Source organism: Streptomyces sp. NPDC001843, from assembly GCF_042891955.1.
In the GTDB taxonomy this organism is placed as follows: domain Bacteria; phylum Actinomycetota; class Actinomycetes; order Streptomycetales; family Streptomycetaceae; genus Streptomyces.
The window spans coordinates 292,456-308,442 of the sequence record NZ_JBIATQ010000001.1 but is presented as its reverse complement, the minus strand read 5'-3'; the positions used below and the strand labels follow the sequence as shown (position 1 = coordinate 308,442).

Here is a 15,987-nt window from a genome sequence, read left to right as displayed (position 1 = left end):
AGCCGTGAACCTCAAGAGTCCCTGAGCTTCTTCAGGCGCTCCACGTCGGCCGCGTGGCCCTCCTTGCCGCCCGGGGTCTCGATGACCAGCGGCACTCCCGCGGTCGCCGGGTGGTTCATCAGGGCGCGGAAGGGGTCCTCGCCGATGTGGCCGGCGCCGATGTTCTCGTGGCGGTCCTTGTGGGCGCCCACCACGTCCTTGGAGTCGTTGGCGTGGATCAGCTTCAGCCGGCCCTCGCCGACCGTGTCCACCAGCAGGTCCAGTGTCTGATGCATGCCGCTGGGCCCGGTCAGGTCGTGGCCGGCGGCGAAGACGTGGCAGGTGTCCAGGCACACGCCCAGCTTCGGATGGGCGTCCAGTGCCTCGAAGTACGGCCCGAAGTCCCAGGTGCGGGAGCACAGGGAGGCCCCCTGCCCGGCCGTGGACTCCAGCAGCAGGTACGGATCGTCGTCGTGGGTGAGCTCGTCCAGCAGCGGCAGCAGGTGCTGCCGTACCTGCTTCAGCGCCACGGACCGCTCCCGGCCGCCGGTCGCGCTCCCGGTGTGCACCACGACCCCGAGCGCACCGATCTCCCGGCCACGCCGCAGCGAGTGCCGCAGGGACTCCACCGACCTCTCCACGGTCGCCTCGGTGTGGGAGCCGAAGTTGATCAGGTACGGCGCGTGCACGTACGCCGGTATCGCGCCCTCCGCGCACGCCTGACGGAAGGCCTCGTCCTGCCGCGGGTTCCCGGCGGGCGTCGCCCACCCGCGCGGGTTGGCGACGAAGACCTGCACGGTCTCGGCGCCCAGCTCACGGGCGTACGACAGCCCCACGGAGTGCAGACCACCGGCCACGGGCACGTGCCCGCCGACGGGATTGCGGGCGGGGCCGGGGGCGGGGACGGCGGAAGCGGGGTGCTGCGGTGTCACCCCTTCAGGGTGTCATGCCCCGGCCGCGCCCCCGTCACCGGATGGTGATCGTGATCTTCGACCCCTTGGGCGCCTTCTCGCCGCCCTCCACGGACTGCTTCTTCACGGTGTCGCCGAACAGCCCGAGCAGCCCGCGGTCCTCGTCGACCTGGAAGCCTGCGTCCTCCAGCTGCTGATGCGCGTCGTCCACGCTGTCGCCCACCACGTCCGGCACCTCCACCATCACCGGGCCCTTGGACACGGTCAGCGTCACCGTGTCGCCCTCGGCCGCCTGGCTGTCGCCCGCCGGGGTCTGCCGGGCGACCTTGCCCTTGTCGTACTCGGAGTTGACCTGCTGCGCGGACACCTTCACCTTCAGCCCGGCCTCCTGGAGATCCTGCTTCGCGCTGTCCAGGTCGTCGCCCGTGACGTCCGGCACGTCGATCGGGCTGCCCTTGCTGACGGTCAGCGCGATCGCCGAGCCCGCGCGCCGCACGGTGCCGGCGGCCGGGGTAGTGCCGATCACGGAACCGCTGGGCACGTCCTCGCTGAACTCCTGGGTCACCATGCCCGGCGCCAGCCCCTCCTCCTTCAGCCGCGCCCTGGCCTTCGCCAGCTCCTGGCCCGACAGGTCGGGCACCTTCACCGTCTTCGGGCCGTCGGAGATCGTCAGCGTCACCGAGTCGTTGCTGCGGATCCGGGCACCGCTCGACGGGTCGCTGCTGATCACCGTGCCCTTCTTCACCGTGTCGCTGTAGGCGTGCTTGACCTTCCCGAGCTCCAGCCCGGCCTTGTCCAGCCGCTCCCTGGCCTGGTCCTCGGTCCTGGTCATGAGCGGCGGGACCCTCGTGAACTGGCCGGAGTTGATGTACCAGACCCCCGCACCGGCCCCGAGGACCAGCAGCACGGCCGCGACGACCGTGACGAGCCCGCGCCGGGGCCGCCCCAGCCGGCGCCGCGACGGCTCTGCGGGCGGGGTCCGGAGCACGCTGGTGCGGTTGAGGGCCGCCTCGGCGTCCGGGACGTCGTGCTCGTTCACCGGCAGCGGGCGGGATGGGGGTCCCCCCGCGCGAGCGAAGCCGAGCGTGGGGGAGGTCAGCGCGCGCGGGATCACGCTCGTGCGGTCCTCCGCGTTGTCGTGCGCCGCCGCGACCGCCTGCGGCGGCACCGCGTCCAGCTGCTCGTCGCGGAGCGCCGCGTGGGCCTCACGCACCTGGGCGAGGAGGGCCACGGCGTCCTGCGGCCTGAGCTCGGGGGAGCGGGCGGTGGCGGCGGCGACCAGCTCGTCCAGCTCGTACGCCAGCCCCGGCACGACGGCCGAGGGCGGCGGGACGTCCTCGTGGATGTGCTTGTAGAGCACCTGGGCGGGGGTGTCCCCGGCGTGCGGCTTGCCGCCGGTGAGCATCTCGTAGAGCACGACGCCGCACGCGTACACGTCGACGCGCGGATCGGCCGTGCCGTGCTCTATCTGCTCGGGCGCCAGGTACGAGACCGTGCCGAGCACGGTCCCCGTCGTGCTGGTCACCGTGTCCACGGACCGCACGAGCCCGAAGTCGGCCACCTTGACCCGCCCGTCGTCCCCTATCAGGACGTTCTCCGGCTTCATGTCCCGGTGCACGAACCCGGCCCGGTGCGCGGCGCCGAGCGCGGCAAGCACCGGCTCCAGGATGTCCAGCGCCGCCCGCGGCTGCAGCGCGCCCCGCTCGCGCAGCACGTCCCGCAGGGTGCACCCCGCGACGTACTCCATGGCCAGGTAGACGTACGCCCCTTCGGCCCCCTGGTCGAACACCTGGACGACATTCGGGTGGGCGAGCCGGGCCACCGACTTCGCCTCCCGGATGAACCGCTCCACGAACGACACGTCCGCCGCGAGCGTCGGGTGCATCACCTTGAGCGCGAGGACCCGGTCCAGGCGGGTGTCCAGGGCCCGGTAGACCGTGGCCATCCCGCCGACCGCGATCCGCGCGTCGACACGGTAACGGCCGTCGAGCACCTGCCCGACGAGGGCGTCCTGAAGGGTCGTATCCACGCAGGCGAGTGTACGAGCCAGGACCGACACCCCCACGGTTTCGGCCAGGATCGCACCGGTACTGAAGCGCACCTGTGACGCTTCCCACGCCAGTGGGGGAAGATCCCGCCACGAACGGTGAGCCGCCGACGGCGAACGGGCCCCTCGGGAGACGTCCACCCCTCGATCGGCAGTAAAGGGTGGTGCGTGGGTGGGAGACAAAGGCGGGACTGCACCCCGCTCAGAACGCGGGCCGCTCCGGATCAAGCACAGCCAAGCCCTCCGCAGGAGAAGACGCCTCGGCGAAGTACCGTCGAGGAATCCGCCCCGCCAGCCGGGCCAACCGCCCCGCCTCCACCGCGTGCCGCATGGCGGTGGCCATCAGCGCGGGCGCCTGCGCCCGGGTGACGGCCGAGGCCAGCATCACCCCCGCACACCCCAGCTCCATCGCCAGCGCCGCGTCCGACGCCGTCCCGGCCCCCGCGTCCAGAATCACCGGCACGCGCGCGTGCTCGACGATCAGCTGGAAGTTGTGCGGATTGCGGATCCCCAGCCCGGATCCGATCGGCGACCCCAGCGGCATGATCGCGGCGCAGCCGACGTCCTCCAGCTTCCGCGCCAGCACGGGATCGTCATTGGTGTACGGCAGCACCGTGAACCCGTCGTCGACCAGCGTCTCCGCCGCGTCCAGCAGCTCCACCGGATCCGGCAGCAGCGTGCGCTCGTCGGCGATGACCTCCAGCTTCACCAGTGAGGTGCCCAGCGCTTCCCGGGCCAGCCGGGCGGTGAGCACGGCCTCCCCGGCGGTGAAGCACCCCGCGGTGTTCGGCAGTACCCGGATACCGAGCCGCTCCAGCACTGACAGCACCGACCCGTGCACGCCAGGATCCACCCGCCGCATCGCCACGGTCGTCAGCTCCGTGCCGGAGGCGACCAGCGCCCGCTCCAGTACCTCGAGGCTGGGCGCACCGCCCGTACCCATGATCAGACGGGACGTGAAGGACGTACCGTCGATGACGAAGGGGTCGTCTGCCATGGTCAGCCTCCCTGCACGGCGGTCAGGACTTCGACGCGGTCGCCCTCGGCCAGGGCCGTGGCCGGCCACTGCGCGCGCGGGACGACGGTCTCGTTGAGCGCGGCGGCCACTCCGCGCGGCGCCGCCGTGAGGGACTTCACGAGGGTGTCGAGAGCGGTACCCGGGGCGACCTCCCGGCGCTCCCCGTTGACGGAGATGTTCATACGGGCTGCTCCATGAGTGCCGTGCTGAAGCGCTTCGGGGTGAACGGGCGTGCCTCCTCGGGCAGTTCGCCGGTGGTCAGGGCCTGTGCCAGGGCGTCGCCGGTGACCGGGGTGAGCAGCACGCCGTTGCGGTGGTGCCCGGTTGCCAGCAGCAGCCCGTCCAGACCGGTCGGGCCGAGCAACGGCGCGTTGTCGGGGGAGCCGGGACGCAGCCCGGCCCGGGTCTCGGTGAGCGGCAGTTCGGTGATGCCGGGCACCAACTCGTGCGCGTCGCGCAGCAACTGGTACACCCCGCCGGCGGTCACCGTCGTGTCCCAGCCCACTTCCTCGCTGGTGGCCCCGACGACCAGCTCGCCGTTCTCCCGGGGCACCAGGTACACATGGCTGCCGCGCACCACGGCCCGTACGGTCCGGTTCAGGAACGGCGCGTACCGCTCGGGCACGGTCAGCCGTACCACCTGCCCCTTCACCGGCCGTACCGGCGGCAGCAGGTCACCCGGCAGGCCCGCGAGCCGCCCGCTCAGGCTGCCCGCCGCGAGCACCACCTGGCCCGCGCCCAGCGCGTCGCCGTCCGCGGTGGTGACACCGGCCGCCCGGTCCCGTACGACGTCGAAGCGCTCGGCCCACGCCCGGTGGAAGACCACCCCGGCCCGCTCGCACGCGGCGACCAGCGCGGCCGCCAGCCGGCGCGGGTCGATCTGGTGGTCGCGGTCCACCCGCAGCCCGCCGCGCACGCCCGGCGCGAGCAACGGCTCCAGGCGCCGGCACTCCCGACCGGACAGCCACTCCGACTCCAGTCCCGAGCGGTGCTGCAGGGCGTGCAGTTCGCGCAGGTGGGCGCGGTCGTCGGCGTCCAGCGCGACGGCGAGCGTGCCGCACCTGCGGTAGCCGAGGTCCAGGCCGGTGAGGTCGGTCAGCTCGGCCGCGAAGTCCGGGTAGCGGCGGGCCGAGGCCAGGTTCAGGCCGAGCAGTGTGTGCTCGCCGTGGTGCAGTTCCGTGACGGCGGCCAGCATCCCCGCCGCCACCTGCGCGGCCCCTCCGCCCGGCTCCGGGTCCACCACGGCCGTGGCCAGCCCGCGTTGCGCGGCGCGCCAGGCCGTGACCAGCCCGATGATCCCGCCCCCGATGACGAGGACGTCCGATGTACGTGACGACATGGGCGTCGAGCCCCTCCCTTCGCCGGCATGACCCGGATCAGGTTCGTACGGTCGGAGGCCGCCAGCCTCCCTCTCAGCCCGGTGCGTCCGGGCTCCCGCGAGTGCTTTACGGTGGCCACCCTAGCCCTCAGGGCACCGGACTCGTAAGGAGGCCTCAGCTCATGGCCCGTTCGCTCGACGGCCTCGTCCTCGCGCCCGTCGCCGACCAGGCCCCCGGCCAGGTGGGCACGCGCACCCGCTTCTCCTACCACGAGAAGGACGGCGAGATCTGGGCCGAGTACGCGGGTGGGGACGTCGTACGCGGGTACCTGGTGGGCACGCGCGAGGGCGACCGGCTGGACTTCCGGTACGTGCAACTCAAACGGGACGGAACAACCTCCTCCGGGCGCTGCGCGTCGACCGTGGCCGAGTTGCCCGACGGACGGGTGCGGCTGGAGGAGGCCTGGGCGTGGGAATCGCAGTCGGGAGCCGGGACGAGCGTTGTGGAGCAGGTCACTGAGCACGCCCCCTGACTGACGCACAGTCAGTTGACTATGGTGATCGAGTGAGCGAGCAGACGCGGGAGACGCGGGAACAGGGCACGTCACAGACGCGGCGAGTGGTCGTGGTCGGAGCGGGCATGGCCGGCGTGCAGACCGCGGTCGCCCTGCGCGAACAGGGCCTGAAGGGCACCGTGACGCTGATCGGCGCCGAACCCCACCAGCCCTACGACCGGCCCCCGCTGTCCAAGGCCGTGCTGCTCGGCAAGGCCGAGGGTTCCGCCTTCGACGTGGACTTCGAGGCGCTCGGCATCGAACTCCGGCTCGGCCGCGAGGCCTTGGGCGTGCGCCCCGCGGACCACGAGCTGGACACCGAGGCCGGGCCCGTGCCGTACGACGTCCTGGTGCTGGCCACCGGCGCCGAACCGATCCGGCTGCCCGGCGCGGAGGGCGTGCCCGGCGTGCACCTCCTGCGCACCCTCGACGACGCCGAGCGGCTGCGGCCGGTGCTCGCCCGGCAGCACGACATCGTGGTCGTCGGCGCCGGCTGGATCGGTGCCGAGTTCGCCACGGCGGCCCGTGAGGCGGGGTGCGCGGTGACGGTCGTGGAGGCGGCGGACCGCCCGCTCGCCGGCGCGCTCCCGGCCGAGGTGGCCGCGCCGATGGCGTCCTGGTACGCCGACAGCGGCGCGGTGCTGCGCACGCACGCGCGCGTGGAGCGCGTCGAGCCGGGCGCGGTGGTGCTCGACGACGGCTCGCGGCTGCCCGCGGGCGCCGTCGTCGTCGGCATCGGTGCCCGTCCCGCCACGGCGTGGCTGGCCGGCTCCGGCATCGAGCTCGGCACGCACCACGAGGTGGTGACCGACGAACACCTGCGAACCTCGGCCCCCGACGTGTACGCGGTCGGCGACTGCGCCTCCTTCCCCTCCCGCCGGTACGGGGAGCGGCTGCTCGTCCACCACTGGGACAACGCCCTCCAGGGCCCCCGCACGGTCGCCGCGAACATCATCGGTGAGACCCCCGCGGCCTACGACCCCGTGCCCTACTTCTGGTCCGAGCAGTTCGGCCGCTTCGTCCAGTACGCCGGTCACCACGGCGCCGCCGACCGCACCCTGTGGCGCGGCGACCCGGCCGGCCCGGCCTGGACGGTCTGCTGGCTGAAGGAGGACCGGCTGGTGGCCCTGCTCGCCGTCGGACGCCCCCGGGACCTGGCCCAGGGCCGACGCCTGATCGAGGCGGGCGCAGCCATGCACCCCGAGGCGCTGACCGACCCGGCGAGGCCCCTGAAGGACGCCACGGCATAGCGCCGCGACCTGCCGCGTCACCCCGGGTGGACCCGCCTGGCTTCCGACTGTCAGTGGCAGATGGCAGGCTTGTTTCCGTGACCGAGATTGACGCGAAGATCGATGCGCTCGTCCCCGCCTGGCTGACCCTCCCCGACATCGCCGAACAGCTCGGCGTCGAGGTGACACGTGTGCGGCAGCTGGTCAAGGAGGGCCAGCTCATCGCCGTACGCCGTGGTGAGAACCGGGCGCTGCACGTCCCCGCCGCCTTCATCGACGGGGACAAGGTCGTCAAGGGCCTGTCCGGCACCTTGACGCTCCTCAGGGACGACGGCTTCACGGATGAAGAGATGCTGGAGTGGCTCTTCACCCCCGACCCCAGCCTGCCCGGCACCCCCGCGCAGGCACTGAGCGAGAATCGCGGCACGGAGGTGAAGCGCCGCGCCCAGGCGCTCGCCGTCTGAACCAGATCATCTGAAACCGAACACCGTCCGGCGTACGGGCCGCGGCCGCCGGGGCCCGGCCACGGTGGGCCACGGCCCGTACGCCGCCGACAGCGCGCCCGCGCCGCACGACACCCGGGGGACCCACGCATGACCGATACCGCTGCCGGCACCGCACGCGAGCGCCTGGCCGACGCCCGGCTCTACCTGTGCACGGACGCCCGCAGACGGCAGGGCGACCTGGCCGAGTTCCTCGACGCGGTGCTGGCCGGCGGTGTCGACATCGTGCAGCTGCGGGACAAGGGCATGGAGGCCGCCGAGGAGCTGGAGCACCTGGCGGTCCTCGCCGAGGCCTGCGCCCGGCACGGCAAGCTGCTGGCGGTCAACGACCGTGCGGACGTGGCCCACGCCGCCGCCGCGGACGTGCTCCACCTCGGGCAGGGCGACCTCCCGGTCCCCGCGGCCCGCGCCATCCTCGGCGCGGACGTCCTGATAGGCCGGTCCACGCACGCCGAGGCCGAGGCGGAGGCCGCCGCCGTGCAGGAGGGCGTGGACTACTTCTGCACGGGCCCGTGCTGGCCCACCCCCACCAAGCCCGGCCGCCACGCCCCCGGCCTGGACCTGGTCCGGCACACCGCCGCCCTGGGCACCGACCGCCCCTGGTTCGCCATCGGCGGCATCGACCTGGGCAACCTCGACGAGGTCCTCGACGCGGGGGCCCGCCGGGTGGTCGTCGTCCGGGCGATCACCGATGCCCCGGACCCGGGAGCGGCGGCGGCGGAGTTCACCAAGCGGCTGCGGCAGGCCTGACGCGGCACCCACAGGTGTCCACGCATGTCCAAGTGGTGGACGGCAGGCCGACAAATTCGGGCATATTTCCAGCCCTCGGTTGGGGGACCGGCCGCTCCTGGCTAACCTGCCGTTATGGCCCTCGGAACCGCATCCACCAGGACCGACCGCGCGCGCACGGTGCGTGACATCCTCGGCACCGGAAAAACGACGTACTCCTTCGAGTTCTACGCGCCCAAGACGCCCCAGGGAGAGCGGAACCTCTGGAACGCGCTGCGCCGGGTCGAGGCGGTGGCGCCCGACTTCGTGTCCGTGACCTACGGGGCCGGCGGGTCCACGCGTGCCACCACGGTCAAGGAGACCCAGCAGATCGTCGTCGACACCACGCTGACGCCGGTCGCCCACCTGACCGCGGTCAACCACTCCATCGCCGAGCTGCGCAACATCATCGGCCAGTACGCGGACGCGGGGATCCGCAACATGCTCGCCGTGCGCGGCGACCCGCCCGGCGACCCGATGGGCGAATGGGTGCCGCACCCGCAGGGCCTGACCTACGCGGCCGAGCTCGTCCGGCTCATCAAGGAGTCGGGTGACTTCTGCGTGGGCGTCGCCGCCTTCCCGGAGATGCATCCGCGCTCCACCGAGTGGGACACCGATGTCGCGCACTTCGTCGACAAGTGCCGGGCCGGCGCCGACTACGCCATCACGCAGATGTTCTTCCAGCCGGAGTCCTACCTGCGCCTGCGCGACCGGGTGGCCGACGCGGGCTGCGAGACCCCGGTCATCCCCGAGGTCCTGCCGGTGACGAGTGTGAAGATGCTGCAGCGGTTGCCGAAGCTCAGCAACGCGCTCTTCCCGCCCGCCCTGAAAGAGCGGATCCTCACAGCCAAAGACGATCCGGCGGCGGTACGCTCCATTGGTATCGAATTCGCCACGGAGTTCTGCGCACGGCTGCTGTCCGAGGGAGTGCCAGGACTGCACTTCATCACGCTCAACAACTCCACGGCGACGCTGGAAATCTACGAGAACCTGGGCCTGCACCATCCCCCGCAGGCCTAGACCGGCCGCACCGCGATACGCCACACTGCGTAGCGGCCACTGGGAGAGGGGCGTACATGGGCTGGGCGGTCCTCTACATCGCGTTCGGCATCGTCGCGCTGTGGTTGCTCGGTGAGGTGCTGCTGCAGTACAAGGCACGTCTGCGCTGGCGGCTGCTCGCCTTCGTCGGGTTCGTCGGTGTCGTGGTCGGTGTGCTGATCCCGTCCGTGCCGGTCATCGGTCTGGGCGCGGCCGCCTTCGCGGTCGGGCAGACCTACGTCACGCTGTCGTTCCGCCGCGGCTTCGCCGCGGGCTGGGCGGTCAGCCGTCCGGCCGCCGGTGAAGCCGGCCGGAGCAAGCGCCGCCGGGGCGAACCCGAGGACGACGGGCCCGCCCTCGACGTCTCCGGCGTCAAGGCGGCCGAGGCGGCCGGCTACAGCGGCGACTTCGGCCAGGACGGTGCCGCCTACGGCCTCGACGACTACGACCGTGACGACGTCTTCACCCCCGTCGCCCGCTCCGCCGGGCCCACGGCCGCCGAGACCACCGCGGTCTACGAGCCGCAGCCGATGCCCGACGAAACCGGCACGTACGGCATATACGGCGACTCCTTCACGGGCCCCGCCCACGCCTCCGCCGACCAGCCTCAGGAGACCTACGCTGCGGCGGCCCCGGGCACCGACCAGTCGTACGCCTACGACTACTCCGGCTACGGCCAGCAGAGTTACGCCTACGACGCCGGCCAGCAGCAGTACAACGGCTACTCCGACCCCTACGGCGGGACCGGGTACGACCAGGGTTACGGCGGCCAGGGTTACGACCAGCAGGGTTACGGCCAGGGGCACCACGGCACCGGTGGTTACGGCGAGACCCCCTCGGACGGCGTCTGGGTGCCGCAGCAGCGCACCGAGGAGCCCTACGGCGGCGACCAACTCGCCACCGAGCAGCCGTATCCCTACCAGTCGGGCGGGCAGCAGCAGGGGCACGGGTTCGACGAGCAGTACCGCTTCTGAACCCCGGCCCGGCCCCGCCGGCGCGCGGGTCTCACTGTGAGCCGCGGAAGTCCGGCCCCTCCACGATCAGCCCCGCGACCAGCGCGCCGGACATGCCGGCGTGGGGGAGCCCCCCACCGGGGTGTGCCCAGCCGCCCACCCGGTAAAGACCCGGCAGGCGTGTGATGTTCGCCGGATGCAGGAAACGGCCGTCGGCGGCGGCCAGCGCCGGAGCGGGGACGGCTCCGGCAGCCGAGCCCGTCTCGGCGGCCACATCGCCCGGCGTGCGCACCTCGTGCCACATCAGCCGCTCCCGCAGCCCGGGGACGGCGGACCCGGTGGCCTCCAGGACGAGCCGCGTGAAGCGCCGCACCAGGTCCTCCCGTTCCCAGCCCGCCTCCGTCGGCACCACGGCATGGACGACCACCGACTCGTACCCGCCCTCCGGGCGCAGGGTGGGGTCGTCGGGCCGCAGCACGGTCACCGTGGGCCGCACCGGCTCGGCGCCGCCGGGAGACGCCAGGAAGTCCTTCTCCGCCCCGGCGTCCGGCGCGTGCACGACCGTGCGGTGCGCGGTACCGGGCGCACGCTCGCCGCGGAGGGCCAGCAGCACGGTGAACCGGCCCGTACGGGACGCCGTGGTCTCGGCGCGCACGTCCCCGTCGGCGTCCAGCGGATGCTCCGTCAGGCCCCGCAGCCGCTCCGGGTCCACGTCCGCCACCACGTGGTCGGCCTCGGCAACCGTGCCCCCGGCCAGTTCCACGCCGGCGGCCCGGCCGTCCTTCTCCAGGATCCCGGTGACCTCCGCGCCGAAGGCGAACTCCACCCGGCGGGCCACGCACCGCTCGTACACCGCGCGCGCCAACTCCCGTATGCCGCCGCGCACATACCAGACGCCGAAGGCGTGCTCCATGTACGGCAGCACGGCCGCGCTCGCCGGAGCCGTCCGGGGGTCGAGGCCGTGGGCGAGGGCGTGGCCCTCCAGGAGCGCCGCGAGACGCGGGTCGCGCAGCTCCCACTCCCCGACCTCGGTCAGGGTGGCGGCACGCCGGGTGCGCAGCAGCCGTTTGTGCGGGACGGCCGGATAGGGCTCGCGCTCGGCCAGCACCCGCCAGTTCGGCCACAGGGGCTCTTCCAGCAGGGGGCGCCGGGTGCGGTCCCAGGCCTCGCGTGCCCGCACCAGGAAGTCGCCCCAGCGCCGGCCCGCGCCCTCGCCCAGGGCTTCGTCCAGGGCGGCCACGACACCCGCGCGCGAGGCGTTCTGCAGCGACACCGCGGTGCCGTCGGCGAAGACGTGCCGCGACGACGGGTCGACCTGCACCAGCTCGACGCAGGCCTCCAGGGGCTGCTTGCCGGTCTTGACGAACAGGTCGCGGTAGACCGCGGGCAGGGGCAGCAGTCCGGGACCGGTGTCGAAGCGGAACCCGTCCCGCTCGAACCGGCGCACCGCACCGCCGTACGTCTCCGTACGCTCGTACACCGCCACCCGGTGGCCCGCGACGGCCAGCCGGGCGGCGGCCGCCATCGCGCCCATGCCGGCGCCGATCACCGCAATCCGTGCCATGCCTGCGACTTTAGCGACCGGCACCGACAGTCCCGCCCAGGGGCTGTGGATGAGCGCGCAGGGCTGAGTATCCGTACCTAGTGCATGAGATGAGTACGCGCACGGATGGGCTGCCACCTGCGCGGACGAGAGAGTGGAGACACGGAGAAGGGGCCTGGTCCCGGCACCGGCGACACGGGGCGCCGGAACGGGGCCGCCCTCGATCCGCTCGTTGCCGCCGATCCGTCGGCGGAAGCGAGGCACGGGGGTGCCCGGGGGACGACCGCACGGGGGGACGTACGGGGGAGCAAGAGGGAGGCGCCGGTTCGAGGTGGCCCGCGGGGGACGCGGCCACACCGGACCGGCGCTTCTCACATGCACGCGCGCGTGCGGCTCGCTCAGCCCTTGCCGCTGACCCGCCCCTGGAGCAGCCGGGACAGCGCCGCGTGGACGTCGTCCAGCGACCGCTCCGGCTGGAACGACTTCCAGTCCAGCGCGGCCACCAGCACCATCCCCACCAGGGCGGCCGCGGTCAGCTGGACGTCGATGTCCTCGCTGAACTCGCCGTTCGCCACGCCCTCGCGCAGCACGCCCTCCACGACCGCGACGGCCTCCTGCCGGACCACCATCAGCGTCGACTGCCAGGCGCGGTTGGTCCGCCAGAGCTCGGCCACGTACAGCTGGGTGAAGGCCGGATAGCGGTCGATGAAGACCAGCCCGGCCCGGATCATCGCGTCCAGGGCGTCGACCCTGGTGCCGCCCTCGCTCGCCGTCCGCTCGGCGGCCTCGCGCAGGGAGGCGGTGAGGAGGCCGACACCGTGCCGCAGCAACTCCTCGAAGAGGACCGACTTGCTCGCGAAGTTGTAGTAGACCGTGCCCTTCGCGACTCCGGCCCGCTCGGCGATCTCGTCCACCGTCGTAGCGGAAAAGCCCTGTTCGGCGATGAGCGTGACGGCGGCCTCGTAGAGCTTCTGCCGGGTGGCCTCGCGGCGTGTGCTGCCACCCGACGTGGCGCTGCTGCTTTCCATGGCGTCGATTGTCACAGGAACGGCTCCCGAAGGGGACGCGAAAGGCGAGGTCACAGGCTCAGTTCCGGATGCAGCCGGTCCAGTGTCCACACCTGGCGGCGGCGGGCCGACAGGGCGGTGAGCGCGAGGGCCCCCGCGGTGAACGCCGCCAGCACGGCGCACGCCAGCCACACCGGGCCGAGCCCGCCGCCCGTGATGAGCCGGCGCAGGGCCGTCACGACGTAGCTCATCGGCAGGAAGGGGTGGATCGCGTTGAAGAAGCCCGGACTGGTCTGCACCGGGTACGTACCGCCCGCCGAGGTCAGCTGGAGCATCAGCAGGGCGAGCACCAGGATCCGGCCCGCCGCGCCGAAGCACGCGTTCAGCCACTGCACGATCGCCGCGAAGCAGGCCGCCACCAGGAACAGGAAGCCCACCGTCCCGGCCGCCCGGGTCATCTCCAGGCCGATCGCCCAGTGCAGCACGGACATCAGCGCGGCCGTCTGCAGCACCCCGATCGCGGCCACCGGCAGCCAGCCCGCGAGCGCGGTCCGCCAGGCGGAGGAGCCGACCGCGAGGGCACGCCGGTTGAGCGGCGGGATCAGCATGTACGCCACCATCGCGCCCACCCACAGGGACAGCGGGATGAAGTACGGGGCGAACCCGGTGCCGTAGTTCGGCGCGTGGTGCAGATCCCTGGAGGCCAGCTGTACCGGGTCGGCCATGACGCCGGTGCGCTTGTCGCGGTCCCGTTTGTCGTAGTCGGGGATCCTCTTCGCGCCGTCGTGCAGACCGCCGGCCAGCTTCCCGGATCCGTCGACCAGCTTGTACATGCCGCCGTCGAGGTCCTCGGCGCCCGACGCGGCCGTGCCGATGCCCTTGTCCAGGGTGGTCGCGCCGGTGCTCGCGGTACCCAGGCCGGTGTGCAGCTGCTCGGCGCCCGCGGCGACCTTGCCCGCCCCCTCGTTCAGCTTGTTGATCCGGGACACGGCGTCGTCGAGGTCCTCGGACAGGTGCGGGGCGCGCTCGGCGAGCGCCCGCGCCTGCGTCTGCAGCGTGCCGAGGTTCGCGCGCAGGGTGTTCAGGTCGCCGCCCTGGTCGGCGATCAGCGTGTTCAGGTCGTCGGCGACCGTGGCCACGTCGGAGGCCGCCGTCCTCGCCTTCTTCAGGTCGGGGCAGACCGGGTCGGGGAGTACGGGCGTCTCGCAGTGCGTCCGGTAGACCTCGTCCAGCGTGGTGGAGGCCGCGTGGGCGGTCCTCGCCGCCGCCGGGGCCGTCCTCACCAGGACGTCGAGGTTGTCCCGGACCGTCTTCGCCGAGTCGGCGACGAGCCGGGCGGTGTCCCCGATGGTCTTCTCGTTGTCCTTCACGAAGGGGCCCACCTTCGCGTAGACCCCGTTGACCTTGTCGGCGAGGGTCTGGGTGCCGTCGGCGACCTGCCGTGAGCCGTCCTGAAGGTCGCCCGCGCCCCGGTCGAGCTTCTTCAGCCCCTTGGCCAGCCTGCCGCTGCCGCTCTTGGCGTCCTTCAGTCCGTCGGCGAGGTCCTTGGCGCCCCGCTCCGCCTTGCCGATGCCGCCCTCCAGCTTGTCGGCGCCCTCGGCGGCCTTCTCCGTCTGCCCGTGGATGTCGGAGAAGGAGATGAAGATCCGGTCCAGGAAGGACCGGGACGCCTTGGTGGACGCCGCCGTGCGCACCTCGCTGAACACCGTCCGGGATATCTGCCCGACGATGTAGTTGTTCGCGTCGTTGGTGCGCACCTGCAGCGCGCCCGTCTCGGGGGAGTCTCCGGCGCTGGAGGCGATGCGCCGGCTGAAGTCGGCCGGCATGGTCAGCGACAGGTAGTAGGTGCCGTTCTCGACGCCCCGGCGGGCCTCTGCGGCGCTCACCTCGTGCCAGTCGAAGGTCCGGCTGTCGCGCAGCCCGTCGGTGATGTCGTCACCCGCCGTGATCTTCTTCCCGTCGGCGTGCGCCCCCTTGTCCTCGTTGACCAGGGCCACGGGGATGCGGTCGAGACGGCCGTACGGGTCCCAGAACGACCACAGGTACAGGGCGCCGTACAGCAGGGGCAGCACGAGGAGCGCGACGAGGGCGGCCCGGGGGAGCCGGCCCCGGCCGAAGCGCCTCAGCTCAAGGGCGGCCAGTTTCGGCGAGCGCATCGGCCGCCTCCTTCGCTTCCTCGTCGGCGGGCTCGGTGGACTCGGTGGATCGTGTGGACTCTGCGGGCCGGGTGGAGACGGTCAGGACGCCCTCGGGGGCGTCGGCGTACACCGCCACCACCGTCGTCCCCGCCGCGGCCACGGAGGCCAGCAGCGCGTGCGCCTCGGCCCGCTCCGCGTCGGAGAGCTTGAGGTCGGTGTCGTCCACGGCCAGCAACCGGGGGCCGCCGACGAGGGCCAGGGCGACGGACAGCCGCAGCGCCTCAAGCCGATCGAGGTCCCGTACGGTCGTCCGGGCGCCCTTGGGCAGGTCGTCCGGGTCGAGCCCGGCGGCGGCCAGCGCGGTGCCGAGCCGGCGCCGGGTCTCGTCCGCCCGCTGCGCCCGGGGACGCAGCAGGGAGCGCAGGGGGCCGCCGAAGCGGCGTTGCAGCAGCGCGCGTTCACGCAGGTGCTCCCCGACGGTGAGCGCCGGGTCCAGGTCGGTGACCCCGGCGACGCCCGCCACGGCGCTGATCCGGCGTACGGCGGACATCTGCCGCGGGAGTTTGAGGCCGCCGACGGTGGCCACTCCTTCCGTGGGCTTCATGCGTCCCGTGAGCGCGAGCAGCAGACACGTACGGCCTGAGCCGGAGGGCCCCTCGACCGCGATCAGCGAGCCGGGCTCCGCGTCGATCGAGACGCCCCGGAACGCCCAGCCGCGCGGCCCTCGCAGCCCGAAGCCGCGGGCCGTGACACCGAGGGCTGTGACACCGAGGTCCTGGGCACTGTCCTGTGACGGGTCCATGGCTCCCGCCTTCCCCCTGCGCGTATTTTTGAACTGACTGGTCAGTGCAAAAAGTAACCCGAACCTCCGATCGAAGCAAAAGCCCAGGTCAGAACGGATTGTCAGTGCCATACCTCACGATGGGCACATACGGCACCCCATAGCGGGGGCGCCGTGACCCAGACGACAGGAGGTTCGTC

General features: G+C 72.7%; 15 protein-coding genes and 1 riboswitch. Of the genes, 6 read left to right on the top strand and 9 right to left on the bottom strand.

Going from position 1 to position 15,987, the window contains the following annotated elements; all coding sequences use genetic code 11:
• Positions 1–11: 11 nt before the first annotated feature.
• The 5 genes from ACFYZQ_RS01410 to thiO form a co-directional block, all read right to left on the bottom strand.
• Positions 12–911 carry a deoxyribonuclease IV gene (locus ACFYZQ_RS01410; RefSeq protein ID WP_389140401.1) on the bottom strand — a complete coding sequence of 300 codons (900 nt, stop codon included), beginning with the start codon at positions 909–911 and terminating at the stop codon, positions 12–14.
• Positions 912–945: 34 nt separating this feature from the next.
• A complete protein-coding gene (gene pknB, locus ACFYZQ_RS01405; protein ID WP_389140399.1) occupies positions 946–2,919 on the bottom strand; it encodes a Stk1 family PASTA domain-containing Ser/Thr kinase in 1,974 nt (657 codons plus the stop codon).
• Positions 2,920–3,139: 220 nt separating this feature from the next.
• Positions 3,140–3,934, bottom strand: coding sequence for a thiazole synthase (locus ACFYZQ_RS01400; RefSeq protein WP_389140397.1), 795 nt, complete (start codon positions 3,932–3,934; stop codon positions 3,140–3,142).
• Between the two features lie 2 nt (positions 3,935–3,936).
• Entirely contained in the window at positions 3,937–4,137 is a 201-nt protein-coding gene (gene thiS / locus ACFYZQ_RS01395; protein ID WP_389140395.1) for a sulfur carrier protein ThiS, read from the bottom strand.
• A complete protein-coding gene (thiO, locus tag ACFYZQ_RS01390; RefSeq protein WP_389140393.1) occupies positions 4,134–5,294 on the bottom strand; it encodes a glycine oxidase ThiO in 1,161 nt (386 codons plus the stop codon). The genes thiS and thiO overlap by 4 nt, the downstream gene beginning before the upstream one ends.
• Positions 5,292–5,403: riboswitch (TPP riboswitch) on the bottom strand. It overlaps the preceding gene by 3 nt.
• A 52-nt stretch (positions 5,404–5,455) precedes the next feature.
• Between thiO and ACFYZQ_RS01385 the strand changes: the two genes are divergently transcribed.
• The 6 genes from ACFYZQ_RS01385 (at position 5,456) to ACFYZQ_RS01360 (ending at position 10,339) form a co-directional block, all read left to right on the top strand.
• Positions 5,456–5,806, top strand: a complete 351-nt coding sequence (locus ACFYZQ_RS01385) for a hypothetical protein (protein WP_389140391.1) — start codon at positions 5,456–5,458, stop codon at positions 5,804–5,806.
• An 86-nt stretch (positions 5,807–5,892) separates the two neighbouring features.
• Positions 5,893–7,077, top strand: coding sequence for an NAD(P)/FAD-dependent oxidoreductase (locus tag ACFYZQ_RS01380; RefSeq protein WP_389141835.1), 1,185 nt, complete (start codon positions 5,893–5,895; stop codon positions 7,075–7,077).
• Positions 7,078–7,154: 77 nt separating this feature from the next.
• Positions 7,155–7,520 (top strand): Rv2175c family DNA-binding protein, encoded by a 366-nt coding sequence (locus tag ACFYZQ_RS01375; protein ID WP_053671919.1) that lies wholly within the window; start codon positions 7,155–7,157, stop codon positions 7,518–7,520.
• Between the two features lie 129 nt (positions 7,521–7,649).
• Complete coding sequence (thiE, locus tag ACFYZQ_RS01370) at positions 7,650–8,309, top strand: thiamine phosphate synthase (RefSeq protein WP_389140389.1); 660 nt, start codon at positions 7,650–7,652, stop codon at positions 8,307–8,309.
• A gap of 114 nt (positions 8,310–8,423) precedes the next feature.
• Positions 8,424–9,347: a methylenetetrahydrofolate reductase [NAD(P)H] gene (metF, locus tag ACFYZQ_RS01365; RefSeq protein ID WP_389140387.1), complete on the top strand. Its 924-nt coding sequence runs from the start codon at positions 8,424–8,426 to the stop codon at positions 9,345–9,347.
• 56 nt (positions 9,348–9,403) lie between these two features.
• On the top strand, positions 9,404–10,339 hold the full coding sequence (locus ACFYZQ_RS01360) for a hypothetical protein (protein WP_389140385.1): 936 nt from the start codon (positions 9,404–9,406) through the stop codon (positions 10,337–10,339).
• Positions 10,340–10,370: 31 nt separating this feature from the next.
• Here the strand turns inward: ACFYZQ_RS01360 and ACFYZQ_RS01355 are convergent, their stop codons facing one another.
• The 4 genes from ACFYZQ_RS01355 to ACFYZQ_RS01340 form a co-directional block, all read right to left on the bottom strand.
• Entirely contained in the window at positions 10,371–11,882 is a 1,512-nt protein-coding gene (locus tag ACFYZQ_RS01355) for a phytoene desaturase family protein (protein WP_389140383.1), read from the bottom strand.
• 377 nt (positions 11,883–12,259) lie between these two features.
• Entirely contained in the window at positions 12,260–12,889 is a 630-nt protein-coding gene (locus ACFYZQ_RS01350) for a TetR/AcrR family transcriptional regulator (RefSeq protein WP_388788535.1), read from the bottom strand.
• Positions 12,890–12,939: 50 nt separating this feature from the next.
• A complete protein-coding gene (locus tag ACFYZQ_RS01345; protein ID WP_389140381.1) occupies positions 12,940–15,024 on the bottom strand; it encodes a YhgE/Pip family protein in 2,085 nt (694 codons plus the stop codon).
• Entirely contained in the window at positions 14,996–15,808 is an 813-nt protein-coding gene (locus ACFYZQ_RS01340) for an ATP-binding cassette domain-containing protein (protein WP_389140379.1), read from the bottom strand. The genes ACFYZQ_RS01345 and ACFYZQ_RS01340 overlap by 29 nt, the downstream gene beginning before the upstream one ends.
• Positions 15,809–15,987: the final 179 nt, after the last annotated feature.

Coding starts and splice junctions, on each gene's coding strand:
- ACFYZQ_RS01400 (WP_389140397.1), bottom strand. CDS start 3,934: ATGGCAGACGACCCCTTCGTCATCGACGGTACGTCCTTCACGTCCCGT.
- thiS (WP_389140395.1), bottom strand. CDS start 4,137: ATGAACATCTCCGTCAACGGGGAGCGCCGGGAGGTCGCCCCGGGTACC.
- thiO (WP_389140393.1), bottom strand. CDS start 5,294: ATGTCGTCACGTACATCGGACGTCCTCGTCATCGGGGGCGGGATCATC.
- ACFYZQ_RS01385 (WP_389140391.1), top strand. CDS start 5,456: ATGGCCCGTTCGCTCGACGGCCTCGTCCTCGCGCCCGTCGCCGACCAG.
- thiE (WP_389140389.1), top strand. CDS start 7,650: ATGACCGATACCGCTGCCGGCACCGCACGCGAGCGCCTGGCCGACGCC.
- metF (WP_389140387.1), top strand. CDS start 8,424: ATGGCCCTCGGAACCGCATCCACCAGGACCGACCGCGCGCGCACGGTG.
- ACFYZQ_RS01360 (WP_389140385.1), top strand. CDS start 9,404: ATGGGCTGGGCGGTCCTCTACATCGCGTTCGGCATCGTCGCGCTGTGG.
- ACFYZQ_RS01355 (WP_389140383.1), bottom strand. CDS start 11,882: ATGGCACGGATTGCGGTGATCGGCGCCGGCATGGGCGCGATGGCGGCC.
- ACFYZQ_RS01350 (WP_388788535.1), bottom strand. CDS start 12,889: ATGGAAAGCAGCAGCGCCACGTCGGGTGGCAGCACACGCCGCGAGGCC.
- ACFYZQ_RS01345 (WP_389140381.1), bottom strand. CDS start 15,024: ATGCGCTCGCCGAAACTGGCCGCCCTTGAGCTGAGGCGCTTCGGCCGG.
- ACFYZQ_RS01340 (WP_389140379.1), bottom strand. CDS start 15,808: ATGGACCCGTCACAGGACAGTGCCCAGGACCTCGGTGTCACAGCCCTC.